Source organism: Pseudomonas sp. FW300-N2A2, from assembly GCF_017351735.1.
In the GTDB taxonomy this organism is placed as follows: domain Bacteria; phylum Pseudomonadota; class Gammaproteobacteria; order Pseudomonadales; family Pseudomonadaceae; genus Aquipseudomonas; species Aquipseudomonas migulae.
Genome location: NZ_JACNDU010000008.1, coordinates 1 through 14,489, shown reverse-complemented (window position 1 = coordinate 14,489; position 14,489 = coordinate 1). Strand labels below are relative to the sequence as shown.

Sequence of the window (14,489 nt, the reverse complement as noted above, 5' to 3'; positions counted from 1 at the left end):
GCATGCGGCACAGTTTAGGGAACAGCCTCGGGCAACGCCACATCTTCACGAACAGAGAATCCTACATGGACACTTCCACCTGACCTGGCGCGGTAACCTGCGCCTTGATGACCCGTTTGGAATTGAGGTTTTTCACCCGTATCTGCTCGGCCATGCCGCCGTTGGACAGGGCCTCGCCGGGCATTCGCACGCTGAGCGTACCACTGCGGGCGGTAATCACCACCTGATCGCCTTTGCTAATGACTTCCGCCTGTTCGAGATGAACCAGGGTAATCACCTGGTCGGTGACCATTGGTCGGGTAAGTCGCTGGCCGATCGCCTGGTCTACGGATGTGAAGTAGCCCTGGCCGATCAGGCTGATGTCACGCTCGCGCAGCGTCACGTCATCGGGCTCGACAATCCCTGCGCGACGCAGGGGTCGGGTGACGGTCACAACGTCGCGAAACAGGCGGACTTGAGCGGGTACGAAGACTGTCCAGGGTGATGCCCCCTCGCAGCGAACCTTGACCGTGACCCGGCCCAGCGGCTTGGCCGGACTCTCGAGGCTGGCTGTCAATTCCTTGTCGCACATGGGCATGCGCAGTCGCTGGTCGAGCTGGTTGACCTGGATTTCGTAGCGACCTTCCGTTTGACTGGTAGCCAGATAGTCTTCTACGGTGAATTCAAGAAAGCCCTGGGTGACGCCGATAAGCATGTCAGGCAAGGTAACTGCGTCAGCAAAGGCAGGGCTGCCAGCGTTGAACAGGCAAACGGCCGACACTGCACAGAGCAATCTGCGGATAGGTGATGTCAGGCGTCGGAAAAATGTCGGTTCTGTGTTCATAAAAGTTAAAAAGCAAGCGCCGTGCCGTTTAGTGATGAATGTGCGTCGCAACACACTTAGCGTTGGTGTAGGAGTCTGGGCATGGCTGGTGTAATGGATTCGGTAAACCAGCGCACGCAACTGGTAGGGCAGAATCGCCTGGAGCTGTTGTTGTTCCGTCTCGACGGCCAGCAGCTGTACGGGATCAACGTGTTCAAGGTTCGCGAGGTGCTGCAATGCCCCAAGCTGACCCTGATGCCCAAGTCCAGTCCTGTCGTGTGCGGTGTGGCAAATATCCGGGGGGCGACCATTCCGATCCTTGATCTGGCAATGGCGACCGGTTCCGGGGCGCTAAAAGATCAAAGCAATCCGTTCGTAATCATCACGGAGTACAACACCAAGACCCAGGGTTTCCTGGTGCGCTCGGTGGAACGCATCGTCAACATGAACTGGGAGGAGATTCATCCGCCTCCCAAGGGCACCGGACGCGATCATTACCTGACGGCTGTGACTCGGGTCGACAATCAGTTAGTCGAAATCATCGACGTCGAGAAGATCCTGGCGGAAGTGGCGCCGACACCGGAAGCGATTTCCGTCGGCGTGGTCGATGTCGAGACCCAGCACAAGGCGCTGTCGCTGCGGGTGCTGACGGTCGATGACTCGTCGGTGGCGCGCAAGCAGGTCACGCGCTGCCTGCAATCGGTCGGTGTCGAAGTGGTGGCGTTGAACGACGGACGGCAAGCGCTGGAATACCTGCGCAAACTGGCCGACGAGGGTAAGAAGCCGGAAGAAGAGTTCCTGATGATGATCTCCGACATCGAGATGCCGGAGATGGACGGGTACACCCTGACGGCCGAGATCCGCAACGACCCTCGCATGCAAAAGCTTCATATCATCCTGCATACTTCGTTGTCGGGTGTGTTCAATCAGGCGATGGTCAAGAAAGTCGGTGCCGATGACTTCCTGGCCAAATTCCGTCCTGATGACCTGGCATCCCGGGTAGTTGACCGGATCAAAGCAGCAGACATCAGCTAGGGGCCTTTTGCCCCTGGTGATTAACACGATTTAAGAGGCGGCATCTTTGTCTACGGGTAATTTGGATTTCGAACAGTTCCGGGTCTTCCTGGAAAAAGCCTGTGGCATTTTGCTCGGTGAAAACAAGCAGTACCTGGTCTCGAGCCGTCTCAACAAACTGATGGAACAGCAAGGCATCAAGTCCCTGGGTGAGCTGGTTCAGCGCATCCAGACCCAGCCGCGCAGCGGTTTGCGTGAGTTGGTGGTCGATGCCATGACGACCAACGAAACCCTGTGGTTTCGTGACACCTATCCGTTTGAAGTCTTGAAGAACAAGGTACTGCCCGAAGCGATCAAGGCGGCTCCGGGGCAACGATTGCGAATCTGGTCGGCGGCCTGCTCGTCGGGTCAGGAACCGTATTCGCTGTCGATGTCCATCGACGAGTTCGAGCGGGTCAATATGGGCCAGTTGAAGATGGGTGTGCAGATCGTTGCCACTGACCTGTCCGGCACCATGCTGACCAACTGCAAGACTGGCGAGTACGACAGCCTGGCCATCGGCCGCGGGTTGTCGCCCGAGCGTCTTCAACGTTATTTCGACCCGAAAGGGCCGGGGCGCTGGGCCATCAAGGCGCCGATCAAGAGTCGGGTGGAGTTTCGCTCGTTCAACCTGCTGGACAGCTACGCGAGCCTCGGCAAGTTCGACATCGTGTTCTGCCGCAATGTGCTGATCTATTTCTCCGCCGAGGTGAAGAAAGACATCCTGTTGCGCATCCACAGCACGTTGAAGCCTGGCGGTTATCTGTTCCTTGGCGCGTCTGAAGCGCTGAACGGGTTGCCGGATCATTACCAGATGGTTCAGTGCAGCCCGGGGATCATTTACCAGGCTAAGTGATGGGTTGGCGGTGGCTTGAACGACGGGAGTCCTTGGGGGCTCCCGTTTTTTTTGTCTGCTGTGTTGGTGTGTATATCCGTTTCTGGGGTTATGGCGGCTGGCGGTTTCGCCCTTACGGCGAGTCACTTGGAAAAGCCCCAAGTAACCAAGGGCTCTTGCCCCTTTCGTTCGGTGGCTCGCTAATGCTCGCCATGCCCTCGCTCCGGTCCTGCTCCGTGGGCCCGCCGCCATCGGCCATCCATGGCCGGGGGCGGCTAACCCGGCATCCATGCCGGGTTGCCCACTACGCAGAACCTCCACTCGGCCTCTCGAGGGGGCGCTCAGATCAAAAGCTGAAGGCGAGCTAACGCTCGGCCTGATGAGTGGTGGAAATCAAAAGCGTATGGGGTTCCCTGTAGGAGCCGGCTTGCCGGCGAAAGTCGTCTAGACACCGCGTTCATTCAGACAGCCCGCGTTATCGTTGACCTCCATCGCTGGCAAGCCAGCTCCTACAGTTTTGAATCGTGTGAACCCAATCCCCTGTAGGAGCCGGCTTGCCGGCGACAATCGTCGGGGCAACGCGTTCATTCAGATAGCCCGCGTTATCGTTGACCTCCATCGCTGGCAAGCCAGCTCCTACAGTTTTGAATCGTGTGAACCCAATCCATTGTAGGAGCCGGCTTGCTGCGGGCGGCGTTCCGACGATAGCGGTGGGTCGGCGATACATGTATCGCCTGAAAGGACGCCATCGCCAGCAAGCCGGCTCCTACAGGGGGTCGGTGTTCAAGTCCGGAACGAGTGAGCGCAGCAGAGAAGGAGAGCGCGCACGACTGAGAGCCAGGTCGGCTTTCAGGCCGCCTCGGCGGCTGTGGCGGTGGTCGCCCCCTCGAGAGGCCGAGTGGAGGTTCTGCGCAGTGGGCAACCCGGCATGGATGCCGGGTTAGCCGCCCCCGGCCATGGATGGCCGATGGCGGCGGGCCCACGGAGCAGGACCGGAGCGAGGGTATGCCGAGCCTTAGCGAGGCACCGAACGAAAGGGGCAAGAGCCCTTTGGTTACTTTGGGGCTTTTCCAAAGTGACTCGCCGTAAGGGCGAAACCCATAGCAGCCAACACCACAAAAACGGATATGTACCCCCCCTCAAAAAAAACAAACGGCCTGACACAAAAACGCTCCGACATTCGATCTGCGGTGTCGGCAATACCCGAGCAAAACCATCGGAGTTTCTTGATCGCCATCAAGCAGGTTTCAACCCTTCGCTTCCTATCATGGACGGGCCAAGCAAAGAGGAAGCGACCATGTCAGAGACCTTCACCAAAGGCATGGCCAGGAACATCTACTTCGGGGGAAGCATCTTCTTCTTCCTGGTATTCCTGGCCTTGACCTACCACACGGAACAGACCTTCCCGGTGCGCAGTAACGAAGCGCAATTAACCGAATCAGTGATTCGCGGCAAGACAGTCTGGGAGCAAAACAACTGCATCGGCTGCCACACGCTGCTGGGCGAGGGCGCCTACTTTGCGCCTGAGCTGGGCAACGTCTTTCAGCGGCGCGGCGGGGAGCAGGGCTTCAAACCTTTCCTGCATGCCTGGATGAAAATGCAGCCGCTGGGCGTACCGGGCCGGCGCGCGATGCCTCAGTTCAAATTGAGTGACCAGGAGGTGGATGACATCGCCGAGTTCCTCAAATGGAGCTCGAACATCAACACCAATGGCTGGCCGCCAAACAAGGAGGGCTGAGCAATGAGCATTGCCAATCCACATCTGAAATTCGCCTCGCAAGCCGTGGCCAAACCGTACTTCGTGTTTGCCCTGATCCTGTTCCTCGGTCAGGTGCTGTTCGGTTTGATCATGGGCCTGCAATACGTGATCGGAGACTTTCTGTTCCCGATCATTCCGTTCAACGTGGCGCGGATGGTGCACACCAACCTGCTGATTGTCTGGCTGCTGTTCGGCTTCATGGGCGCGGCCTACTACCTGATCCCGGAAGAAGCCGACCGAGAGCTGCACAGCCCGAAACTGGCGATCCTCCTGTTCTGGGTGTTCGCCGCCGCCGGTGTGCTGACAATCCTGGGCTACCTGCTGGTGCCTTATGCGGGCTTGGCCAGGCTGACCCACAACGAGTTGCTGCCGACCATGGGCCGGGAGTTCCTCGAGCAGCCGACCATCACCAAGATGGGCATCGTGGTGGTGTGCCTGGGCTTCCTCTACAACATCGGCATGACCCTGCTCAAAGGTCGCAAGACCACCGTCAGCATGGTGATGATGACCGGGTTGATCGGGCTCGCAGTGTTCTTCCTGTTCTCCTTCTACAACCCCGGCAACCTCGCCCGTGACAAGTTTTACTGGTGGTGGGTGGTGCATCTTTGGGTGGAAGGCGTGTGGGAATTGATAATGGGTTCGATGCTCGCCTTCGTGCTGATCAAGATCACCGGGGTAGACCGGGAAGTCGTGGAAAAATGGCTGTACGTGATCATCGCCATGGCGCTGATTACCGGGATCATCGGCACCGGTCACCACTTCTTCTGGATCGGTGCGCCCGAGGTCTGGTTGTGGGTCGGCTCGATCTTTTCCGCCATGGAACCGCTGCCGTTCCTGGCCATGGTGATCTTCGCGTTCAGCATGGTGAAAAACCGTCGTCGGCAACACCCGAATCGTGCGGCCACGCTGTGGGCCAAGGGCACCACGGTCACGGCGTTCTTCGGTGCGGGCGTCTGGGGTTTTCTGCACACGTTGGCCCCGGTCAACTTCTACACCCACGGTTCGCAACTGACGGCGGCTCACGGTCACCTGGCCTTCTACGGCGCTTACGCGATGATCGTGATGACCTTGATCAGCTACGCCATGCCACGCTTGCGCGGCTTGGGTGAAGCCGGCGACGAGCGTTCGCAGACGCTGGAGATCTGGGGCTTCTGGTTGATGACCCTGTCGATGGTGATGATCACGTTGTTCCTCACCGCTGCCGGTGTCGTGCAGGTCTACCTGCAACGCTGGCAGGCCGACGGAATCGCGTTGCCCTTCATGTCCACGGTCGAACATTTGCAAGTGCTGTTCTGGGCCCGCCTGGGTTCCGGTGTGGGGTTCTTCGCCGGGTTGCTCTGCTACTTGTTCAGCTTCAAGCAACGTGGCCGCGCCGCTTTGCGCGCCCCGGCTGCCGTGGTTCCGTCATGAGCCTGCATAACGGCTAGAAAAGGTCGGCCCGGCTGAGACAGCGGGCCGTTTTTTTGCTTTGAAAAAAGGGCAACTACCATGGCCTTTACCGTTGAACTGGAAGAGTGGGTCGGCAGTGTCTGGCACCGTTTCATCACCCGACGCGCCAGTGCGGATTTCCCTGAGGCACGCGTTGAGCTGATCAGCCAGCAACGCCCGCTGGCGCTGTTGTTTCGCGCCATGGGCGGTGCCAACGGTGTCGGCGTCGAAGCCGCCAGCGACCGCGATCTGCTGCTGCGGCGCAACGTGTTGCAGCAGATCGCCGGCACCTGCAAACAAGTGCCGTTGGCGTGGTGCGACGACGCAAATCTACGGCTGCCGTCGAGCCTGGCGGTGTTTCCTGACGTCGCTCTGAACGAAGAACTCTATCGTTGGCTCGCGCTGCTGGCGGCGCAGGCCGGGCCGATGCGTCACTGGGGGCGGGACAATCAGCGCTGGACGCAACAGCTGTTGCAGCGCTTCCCCGCGTTGCGCGTCCGCTATCAACGCCTGGTCGATGCTCATCTGCAATTGCGCCCGGATCCGGCCTCGTTGAACCGCAGCGAAGCGGCGCTGGAGCGGGCGTTATGCCAGGCGTTGCGTGAGCCGGGCAGTGTCGAGCATTTTCCTCGTAGCGAACGTGCAGCCTGGCCGCTGCCATTGTGGTTGTACCCGCCGCAAAATTTCGGCAGTGCGCAGGCAGCCGATCTGGGCGATGAATCCGAAGAATCGTTGACCACGCCACCCGGTGAACAGAAAAGCGGACGCAAACGCGCCACGCGGATCGATGAAAGCACCCGTGATGGCGGGCTGTTGGTGGTGCGCCTGGAGAACCTGTTCAGTTGGACCGAACACGTGGATCTGGATCGCTGGTCAGACGACAGCGAAGACCCGGACGCCGCCCGGGTCGCCGATGACCTGGACGAACTGACGCTGTCACGCACCCGTCTGCGCAAGGGCGGTGGCCTCAAGCTGCACCTGGACCTGCCGCCGGCCGATGTCGACGATATTCCCTTGGGCGAGGGCATCAAGTTGCCGGAGTGGGACTATCGCAAGCAGCGGATGCAGGACAGCTTCGTCAATCTGCAAATGATGGTGCCGCGCGACTGTGAAGCGCAGCCGTTGCCGCCACGACTCAAGGCTTCGGCGCGACGTTTGCGCCGCCAGTTCGAACACCTGCGCAACGACCGCCAGTGGTTACGTCAGCAACCCCAGGGTTCTGAACTGGACATGCAGGCCTGGCTGGATTTTCACGTTGAACGCGAGCATGGCGAGTGCGCCGAGCGGGGTTTGTTCATGGAACAACGCCAGACCCGCCGCGACCTCGCGTGCCTGTTGCTGGCCGATGTGTCGATGTCCACCGACGCCCATCTCAACGATGAACATCGTGTCATCGATGTTATTCGCGACAGCCTGCTGCTGTTCGGCGAAACCCTGTCGGTGCTGGGTGATGATTTTGCCCTGTACGGGTTTTCCTCATTGCGTCGCCAGCAAGTGCGCATGCAGGAACTCAAGTCGTTCACCCAGCGTTATGACGACAACACCCGAGGTCGCATCCAGGGGCTCAAGCCGGGTTATTACACACGCATGGGCGCCGCCATTCGCCAGGCCACCAAACTGCTGGGCACCAGCAAACGCCGCAGCAAATTGTTGCTGCTGCTGACCGACGGCAAACCGAATGATCTGGATTTGTATGAGGGCCGCTACGGTGTCGAAGACACCCGCGAGGCGGTGCGGGAGGCGCGGCGCCAGGGGTTGACGCCGTTCTGCATCACGATTGATCGCGAGGCCGGGGATTACTTGCCGTACATGTTCGGCGCCAATGGCTACACCTTGATCCGCCAGCCCGAACAACTGCCTTTGCGCTTACCGCAGTTGTATCGCCAGTTGACCCAGCCTTGACCCTGGCTTCAGCGCGGCAGCCAGAAAAACATCGCCACGCAAAAGATCGTCAGGCCGATGCAGAACCACATGAACCGATGCTGCCGACGCTCTCCAGAGCGTTCGGCCAACGCCGGCAGGGGCATGCCGCAGTGGCGGCATTCGGTTTCTTTTGATGGGTTGACGTGTTGGCAATACAGGCAGACGGGCATGGCGCTCACTCGAACTGTTCCAGGCGTGGACGATCAAGAATGGCGATCTGGCGGCCGTCCTGGGTAATGATTTTTTCATCGATCAGGCGGCGGATGATGCGCGAGAACGTCTCCGGCTGGATCGACAGGTGCCCGGCAATCAGTTGCTTGGCCATCGGCAGTTCGAATTGACTGTCGATGGTTTGCTGGCGCACCAGTTGTGTCAGCAGATAGCGCACGACCCGGTGGGTAGCGTTTTTCAGTGACAGGGTTTCGATTTCGTTGACCCGCTGGTGCAGGCGAACGCAGAGCTTGCCCAGCAGCGCGAAAGTCAGCCGGCTGTTGTTCTGCAGCAAGCGCATGTAGGTGCTGTTGGATAACCGGTAGAGCTGGGTAGGGCAGACCGCTTCGGCCGAGGCCACATAGTTGGGGGTGTCCATCAGCATCATCGCTTCGGCGAAGGTTTGCCGATCGCTGAGCACCTCGAATACTTTCTCCTGCCCGTCGGGTGTCAGGCGGTAGATCTTCACCGCCCCGGCAATCACGAAATAGAACGAATCGGCCGGCTCGCCCTGACGGAACAACGGCTCGCCTTTGTCGATGCTCAGCAGTTGGCTGGTACTCATCAATTCATCCAGCTGTTCTTCATTCAACGGCTCGAACAAGTGATGACTGCGCAGAATCTGGTGATGGACGCGATGAAGCACCATGGGAATTCATCCTGAAGGTTGAGGAGGTGGCTTGCGATCAAGAATCAGACAAGGCCCAGGGAGATGCCGCTGGCCACCGCCAGGACAGAGGTCAACACCACAAACCAGGCCAGTGGCTGGACGACTTTTTTCATGAGGACTCCCGGGATCGAGTTTGCTTTGAGTTCCCGAGGCTTGAGCAAGACGCGGGCCATGCCTGAAGGCCTTTGTTTATTGGGGTTGTAGACGGACAGGGTAAAAAAGACCCATGCATTCAGGGTAAAAAAAACCTTCAAATGGTCATTTTTACCCTGCGTCAGCTACCGTTACAGCTAGGAAGTGCCGCCAGCCGTTGATCTGGAGCGGGGGCACGGCCCTTGCACACTTGATCTGCGACAAAGGCAATTGCTCGGCAATACCCGATGATTGCACCCGGAATTACCTCGCGCGCTGGTTGGCGCCAGGTCAGCAACAAGGTAGAGGAGTGGCTTTATGCAAGTGCTTGACCGCCGTAAAGCGATGGCCATCGCGCCGCTGTTACGTCTGGCCTTTCGGCCGTTCTTCCTCGCGGGTGGGCTGTTGGCCGTGCTGGTCATCCCGCTTTGGCTGGCGGCCTTCAGCGGTTCGTTGTCCGCATGGCAGCCGGCCGGTGGTTGGCTGGGCTGGCATCGGCATGAATTGCTGTTCGGGTTCGGGCTGACGATTATTGCGGGCTTCCTGCTGACGGCCGTACAGACCTGGACCGGTCGCCCCGGCCTCAGCGGCAAACCGTTGGCCGCGCTGGCGCTGCTGTGGTTGGCGGCGCGCGTGGCGTGGCTGGTCAATGCGCCGTGGTCGCTGCTGGTGGTGCTGGAAATGGCGTTCCCGCTTGCTGTGGCGGCGTTGATGGGCTTCACGTTGTGGAAGGTGCGGCAAAAGCGTAACTACCCGATTGTGGTGGTCCTGCTGTTGCTGGCCGGTGCCGACGGGTTGTCCGTGTCGGGGCTGGTCGCAGGTCATGAAGGCTGGCAGCGTCAGGGCGTGCTGACCGGCATCTGGCTGGTGGCGGCCATGATGGGGTTGATCGGCGGGCGCGTGATTCCGTTCTTCACCCAGCGCGGCCTCGGCCGAGTTGACGCTGTCGCCCCTTGGCCATGGCTGGATTGGCTGCTGCTGATTGGCTCGCCACTGGTGGCGTTGCTGTATGCCGTCGGCCCTGCGCTCAACGCCAATGTCTGGGTGGGTTTGTTGTTCGCGGTGCTGGGGGCTGGGCATCTGGTGCGCCTGGTGCGCTGGCAAGATCGCGGCCTGTGGCGCGTGCCGTTGTTGTGGTCGCTGCACCTGGCTTACGGCTGGCTGGCGGTGGCTTGTCTCGGCATGGCGCTGTGGCATTTCGGCGTACCGCTGAACCCGAGCCTGGCAGTGCATTGCCTGACAATCGGCGCCATGGGCGGTCTGGTGCTGGCGATGATCGCGCGGGTAACGCTCGGGCATACCGGCCGTGCGCTGGAGCCACCGTCGGGCATGACCTTGGCGTTCATTTTGCTCAACCTGGCGTGTCTGAGTCGGGTCGTGTTGATTGTGTTTTTCCCTTTGCCGGCGTTGTGGCTGGCCGGTCTGTGCTGGACGCTGGCGTTTGCGCTGTACGCCTGGCGTTATGGGCCGATGCTGCTGCGGGCCCGGGTCGACGGTCATCCGGGATGAGCAGGCCAAAGAATGGAGGCGGGCGATGATGTATCCCTTTTTGTTGATTACGCATTTGCTGGCAGCCATCGCCTTCATCGGCACGCTGTTTTTCGAAGTGGTGATCTGGCACCGCGCCCGCCAGCCGCTGGCAGAAGCGGCGCGAGCAACGGCGGATCAGGCGATTGCCGTGCGCTCGCGCAAGGTGCTGCACGGTGTGGTGTTGCTGTTGTATGGCGCCGGCATCGCGCTCGCCTGGCAACACCGCGGTGTTTTGAGCCAGCCGCTGGCCAGCAGTTTTGGCACCTTGCTGAGCCTGAAAATCATCCTGGCCCTGAGCATCATCGGCCATTACCTGCTGCTGGCGTATTGGTTGAAAAGCGCGCGGCTGTCCACGACCCGCGCGACCTGGATTCGCCGTAGCATCCTCGGGCACATGGTGTTGATCGTGATCCTGGCCAAGGCAATGTTCTATTGGCACGGCTGATGGCGCTGTAAAACCGGTAGTTCTGAGGTGGCGCCATTCGCGAGCAAGCCCGCTCCCACAGGGGAATGTTGATCCCTGTGGGAGCGAGCCTGCTCGCGAAAAGTGTGATCAGTGGTGTGGGTTCAGGGCGTTGATGAACAGCACGTTGTTTTCCAGGTGAATGTGTTGCATCAGGTCGTCCTTGAATTCCAGCAACCCGCGATAGAGTGCGCGCCAGGTGTTGCAGGCATCCGCCGGCGGGGTGATGTGGTGGGTCAGGGCGAGCATCTGTTCCAGCGCTTCGCCATGTTGATCATGTTCGAAACGCAACACCTGGATCGGCGGTGCGGCCTGCGGGCCGATGCCCTGTTGCAGCATCGGGAAGAGCACTTGTTCTTCCTTGAGCATGTGGCCTTCGAGTTCTTGCTGCATGTCGCTCAGCAGATCGGCCAGGCCGTTGGGGCAGGTGCTGCGCGCCCCGTGCACTTGCTCGACGCGTCGGGCCAGGCGGATCAGTTCCGGCAGTTGCTCGCGGTGGCGGGCGTGGTAGCGCGTCAGGAGGTGGGCAATCAACACCTCGGACGTTTCGGTGCGCCAGTCGTGCTGGGTTTCGCCGGTGTCTTGCAGGGTTTCCAGGGCATCGGCAATCAGCAGCGGATCGAGGTCTTTGCCAAGGGCCGCTTCCCGCAGGCTTTTATGCCCGCCGCAACAGAAGTCCAGTTTGAAGTTGTGAAAGATTCGGGTGGCGCCGGGAATGTCGCAGGCCAGTTGGCCGAGGCTTTGTTCCAGTAGGGTCTGGCTCATCAGGGGTTCCTTGCTTGGGTTTCAACGGTTCCCCTGGCTTGTTGCATCCGGCGTGCCATATTTAACTGATTGATAAATATGAATTTATTTTTAGTTGTGGTGATGCGCACCCTGACGCATTAGGGTGAATCCCACCATAGAGGGTAATTAAAACCATGCTGCGTGAAAGCCTGGCGGCCGACCTGATTGTCGAGTTGCCCAATGCCGTACGGTTGCAACGACTGGTCCAGACCCTGCGCCAATACTTCAACAGTGGCGCGGTGGGTTTATTGCGTCTGGATGACGACAGCCTCAGGCCCGTGGCGACGGTGGGGCTGGTGCATGAAGCGTTGGGGCGCCGGTTCGTCATTGCCCAGCATCCCCGGCTGGCGGCGATCATGGCCTCGCGCGAACCCGTCTGGTTCGAGCCCGACAGTCGCCTGCCGGATCCTTACGACGGATTGCTCGACAACCACATCGGCGAACCGCTGCCGGTGCATGACTGCATGGGCGTGAGCCTGTATGTCGAGGGTCGGATCTGGGGCGCGATCACCCTTGATGCGTTGCACGCTGGAACCTTCGACAGCCGCGCACGGGAGGAGCTCAAGCGCTGCACCTTGCAGATCGAAGCAGCCGTGCGGGTCACTCGCCTGGAACAGGAAAACCGCAGCTTGCGCCTGTCTCGCAGCGATCCTCAGGATTTGCGAATGCCGGTCGAGGAGGGCGAGATCCTCGGGCAGAGTGAGGTGTTGCATCAGCTACTCAATGAGCTGGACGTGTTGGCCGATTCCGATCTGCCGGTGTTGCTGCTGGGCGAAACCGGCGTTGGCAAAGAACTGTTCGCCCGGCGCTTGCATCGTCTGTCGCGGCGTAGCCACAAGCCGCTGATTCAGGTCAACTGCGCGGCCTTGCCCGAGTCGTTGGCGGAAAGTGAATTGTTCGGACACGTCAAAGGCGCCTTCTCCGGTGCCACGGGTGACCGTGCCGGGCGCTTCGATGCGGCCAACGGTGGCACGCTGTTCCTCGATGAAGTCGGTGAGTTGCCATTGAGTGTGCAGGCGAAATTGCTGCGCACCTTGCAGAACGGCGAGATCCAGCGCCTGGGCGCGGACAAGCCGCTGCATGTCGATGTGCGCATCATCGCCGCCACCAATCGGCACTTGCCGGACAGCATTCGCGATGGCCTGTTTCGGGCTGATCTGTATCACCGGCTCTCGGTGTACCCGGTGCCGATCCCGTCGTTGCGCGAACGCGGCAATGACGTGTTGATGCTGGCCGGGCATTTCCTTGAACTCAATCGGGCGCGGCTCGGCCTGCGTGGCTTGCGTCTGTCTCCGGCGGCGGAACGCGCGTTGCTGGCGTATACCTGGCCGGGCAACGTGCGCGAGCTGGAGCATGTGATCAGTCGTGCCGCCTTGAAGCAGCTCAGTCGCGGCAGCAGTCGTGCGTTGATCATGACGCTGGAGCCCGAGATTCTTGATCTCGACAGTGCTCCGAACGCACCGCAGGTTGTTTCTGAGCCGTCCGACGCCGCTCCGGCTGATCTGCCATTCCAGCCGCTGGGTGAAGCCGTCGACGATTATCAACGCAAGAAAATTCTCCAGGCCCTGAGCCTGTCCGGGGAAAACTGGGCCAGCGCGGCGCGGATTCTGGAAGTCGATCCGAGCAATTTGCACAAACTGGCGCGGCGTCTGCGGCTCAAGTAATCGACACTGTTGATGGCGGTCAAGGTCGGTTGGTGCAGTGCCTCGCACACTGAGCAAAACCTTCCGGAGATCACTGTCATGCCGCTTTCCCTGGCCCAAATGCGCCGCAACTACACCCTGTATGGTTTGCAGGACGAGCATGCGCTGGATGACCCTTTGGTGATGTTTCGCCAATGGCTGCAACTGGCCCGCGACACCGAGAGCGCGCCTGTCGAAGCCAATAGCATGATGCTGGCGACGGTCGACAGCGATGGGCGGCCGCACTGTCGTGTCCTGTTGCTCAAGGGTTTGAGCGAGGAAGGGTTTACGTTCTTCGGTCATTACCAGAGTGACAAGGGTCAGCAACTGGCCGCCAATCCTTATGCCGCCATGACGTTTTTCTGGCCGGGGCTGGAGCGGCAGGTGCGTATCGAAGGTCGCGTCTCGAGGCTGGATCCGGCGCTGTCGGATGAGTACTTTGATTCCCGGTCCATGGCCAGTCGTCTCGGTGCCTGGGCTTCGCCGCAAAGCCGTCCGCTGGCGAGTAGGGCAGCGCTTGAATTGCTGTTGGCTGACACGATCAAACGCTTCGTCGGGCAGACTGTGTCGCGACCTGAGCAATGGGGCGGCTATTGTCTGCATCCTGAGCGCCTGGAGTTTTGGCAGGGGCGTGCGGACCGGTTGCATGACCGTATTGACTATCGCTTGCATGAGGGTGTCTGGAAACGGAGCCGTTTGGCGCCTTGAGTCTGATGGGAAATGGTGGGGTGGGTTTGTTGGTGTGTATATCCGTTTCTTCGGTGATGGCGGCTATTGGTTTCGCCCTTACGGCGAGTCACTTTGGAAAAGCCCCAAAGTAACCAAAGGGCTCTTGCCCCTTTCGTTCGGTGGCTCGCTAATGCTCGGCATGCCCTCGCTCCGGTCCTGCTCCGTGGGCCCGCCGCCATCGGCCATCCATGGCCGGGGGCGGCTACCGCAGCATCCCTGCCGCGGTGCCCACTGCGCAGAACCTCCACTCGGCCTCTCGAGGGGGCGACTACCGCCACAGCCGCCGAGGCGGCCTGAAAGCCGACCTGGCTCTCAGCTGTCCGCGTTCTCCTTCTTTGCTGTATTCACTCTTTCCGGACATGTACACCGCTCCCCTGTAGGAGCCGGCTTGCTGGCGATGGACGTCAACGATAACGCGGGCCGTCTGAATGAACGCGTTGTCCCGACGGTTTTCGCCGGCAAGCCGGCTCCTACAGGGGGCACGTAT

The 14,489-nt window shown here is 60.3% G+C and carries 13 protein-coding genes; 9 read left to right on the top strand and 4 right to left on the bottom strand.

The window, feature by feature from the left end; all coding sequences use genetic code 11:
• Positions 1-61: 61 nt before the first annotated feature.
• Positions 62-823, bottom strand: a complete 762-nt coding sequence (flgA, locus tag J4E42_RS13185) for a flagellar basal body P-ring formation chaperone FlgA (protein ID WP_207285399.1) — start codon at positions 821-823, stop codon at positions 62-64.
• 81 nt (positions 824-904) lie between these two features.
• Here flgA and J4E42_RS13180 point away from each other — a divergent pair, with 81 nt between their 5' ends.
• From J4E42_RS13180 to J4E42_RS13160, 5 genes are all read left to right on the top strand, one after another.
• Positions 905-1,837 carry a chemotaxis protein CheV gene (locus tag J4E42_RS13180; protein ID WP_207285398.1) on the top strand — a complete coding sequence of 311 codons (933 nt, stop codon included), beginning with the start codon at positions 905-907 and terminating at the stop codon, positions 1,835-1,837.
• Positions 1,838-1,883: 46 nt separating this feature from the next.
• A complete protein-coding gene (gene cheR, locus J4E42_RS13175; RefSeq protein ID WP_192227950.1) occupies positions 1,884-2,711 on the top strand; it encodes a protein-glutamate O-methyltransferase CheR in 828 nt (275 codons plus the stop codon).
• A 1,276-nt stretch (positions 2,712-3,987) separates the two neighbouring features.
• Positions 3,988-4,428 (top strand): cytochrome c, encoded by a 441-nt coding sequence (locus tag J4E42_RS13170; RefSeq protein ID WP_008029662.1) that lies wholly within the window; start codon positions 3,988-3,990, stop codon positions 4,426-4,428.
• A 3-nt stretch (positions 4,429-4,431) separates the two neighbouring features.
• Positions 4,432-5,859 (top strand): cbb3-type cytochrome c oxidase subunit I, encoded by a 1,428-nt coding sequence (locus J4E42_RS13165; RefSeq protein WP_008029660.1) that lies wholly within the window; start codon positions 4,432-4,434, stop codon positions 5,857-5,859.
• Between the two features lie 78 nt (positions 5,860-5,937).
• Entirely contained in the window at positions 5,938-7,779 is a 1,842-nt protein-coding gene (locus J4E42_RS13160) for a nitric oxide reductase activation protein NorD (protein WP_008043465.1), read from the top strand.
• 8 nt (positions 7,780-7,787) lie between these two features.
• Here the strand turns inward: J4E42_RS13160 and J4E42_RS13155 are convergent, their stop codons facing one another.
• Both J4E42_RS13155 and J4E42_RS13150 read right to left on the bottom strand, forming a co-directional pair.
• On the bottom strand, positions 7,788-7,970 hold the full coding sequence (locus tag J4E42_RS13155) for a protein DnrP (protein ID WP_207285468.1): 183 nt from the start codon (positions 7,968-7,970) through the stop codon (positions 7,788-7,790).
• A gap of 5 nt (positions 7,971-7,975) precedes the next feature.
• Complete coding sequence (locus tag J4E42_RS13150; RefSeq protein ID WP_008029654.1) at positions 7,976-8,659, bottom strand: Crp/Fnr family transcriptional regulator; 684 nt, start codon at positions 8,657-8,659, stop codon at positions 7,976-7,978.
• 471 nt (positions 8,660-9,130) lie between these two features.
• Between J4E42_RS13150 and J4E42_RS13145 the strand changes: the two genes are divergently transcribed.
• Positions 9,131-10,321 carry an NnrS family protein gene (locus J4E42_RS13145; protein WP_207285397.1) on the top strand — a complete coding sequence of 397 codons (1,191 nt, stop codon included), beginning with the start codon at positions 9,131-9,133 and terminating at the stop codon, positions 10,319-10,321.
• 28 nt (positions 10,322-10,349) lie between these two features.
• Entirely contained in the window at positions 10,350-10,787 is a 438-nt protein-coding gene (locus tag J4E42_RS13140; RefSeq protein WP_008029649.1) for a CopD family copper resistance protein, read from the top strand.
• A 108-nt stretch (positions 10,788-10,895) separates the two neighbouring features.
• Here the strand turns inward: J4E42_RS13140 and ytfE are convergent, their stop codons facing one another.
• Positions 10,896-11,570, bottom strand: a complete 675-nt coding sequence (gene ytfE, locus J4E42_RS13135; protein WP_207285396.1) for an iron-sulfur cluster repair protein YtfE — start codon at positions 11,568-11,570, stop codon at positions 10,896-10,898.
• A gap of 155 nt (positions 11,571-11,725) precedes the next feature.
• Between ytfE and norR the strand changes: the two genes are divergently transcribed.
• On the top strand, positions 11,726-13,255 hold the full coding sequence (norR, locus tag J4E42_RS13130) for a nitric oxide reductase transcriptional regulator NorR (protein WP_008029644.1): 1,530 nt from the start codon (positions 11,726-11,728) through the stop codon (positions 13,253-13,255).
• Positions 13,256-13,333: 78 nt separating this feature from the next.
• Positions 13,334-13,981, top strand: coding sequence for a pyridoxamine 5'-phosphate oxidase (pdxH, locus tag J4E42_RS13125; protein WP_008043454.1), 648 nt, complete (start codon positions 13,334-13,336; stop codon positions 13,979-13,981).
• Positions 13,982-14,489: the final 508 nt, after the last annotated feature.

Excerpts from the sequence above, each read along its gene's own strand:
- J4E42_RS13155 (WP_207285468.1), bottom strand. The coding sequence starts at position 7,970 with ATGCCCGTCTGCCTGTATTGCCAACACGTCAACCCATCAAAAGAAACC.
- J4E42_RS13180 (WP_207285398.1), top strand. The coding sequence starts at position 905 with ATGGCTGGTGTAATGGATTCGGTAAACCAGCGCACGCAACTGGTAGGG.
- J4E42_RS13160 (WP_008043465.1), top strand. The coding sequence starts at position 5,938 with ATGGCCTTTACCGTTGAACTGGAAGAGTGGGTCGGCAGTGTCTGGCAC.
- ytfE (WP_207285396.1), bottom strand. The coding sequence starts at position 11,570 with ATGAGCCAGACCCTACTGGAACAAAGCCTCGGCCAACTGGCCTGCGAC.
- pdxH (WP_008043454.1), top strand. The coding sequence starts at position 13,334 with ATGCCGCTTTCCCTGGCCCAAATGCGCCGCAACTACACCCTGTATGGT.
- J4E42_RS13170 (WP_008029662.1), top strand. The coding sequence starts at position 3,988 with ATGTCAGAGACCTTCACCAAAGGCATGGCCAGGAACATCTACTTCGGG.
- flgA (WP_207285399.1), bottom strand. The coding sequence starts at position 823 with ATGAACACAGAACCGACATTTTTCCGACGCCTGACATCACCTATCCGC.
- J4E42_RS13145 (WP_207285397.1), top strand. The coding sequence starts at position 9,131 with ATGCAAGTGCTTGACCGCCGTAAAGCGATGGCCATCGCGCCGCTGTTA.
- J4E42_RS13150 (WP_008029654.1), bottom strand. The coding sequence starts at position 8,659 with ATGGTGCTTCATCGCGTCCATCACCAGATTCTGCGCAGTCATCACTTG.
- J4E42_RS13140 (WP_008029649.1), top strand. The coding sequence starts at position 10,350 with ATGTATCCCTTTTTGTTGATTACGCATTTGCTGGCAGCCATCGCCTTC.
- norR (WP_008029644.1), top strand. The coding sequence starts at position 11,726 with ATGCTGCGTGAAAGCCTGGCGGCCGACCTGATTGTCGAGTTGCCCAAT.
- J4E42_RS13165 (WP_008029660.1), top strand. The coding sequence starts at position 4,432 with ATGAGCATTGCCAATCCACATCTGAAATTCGCCTCGCAAGCCGTGGCC.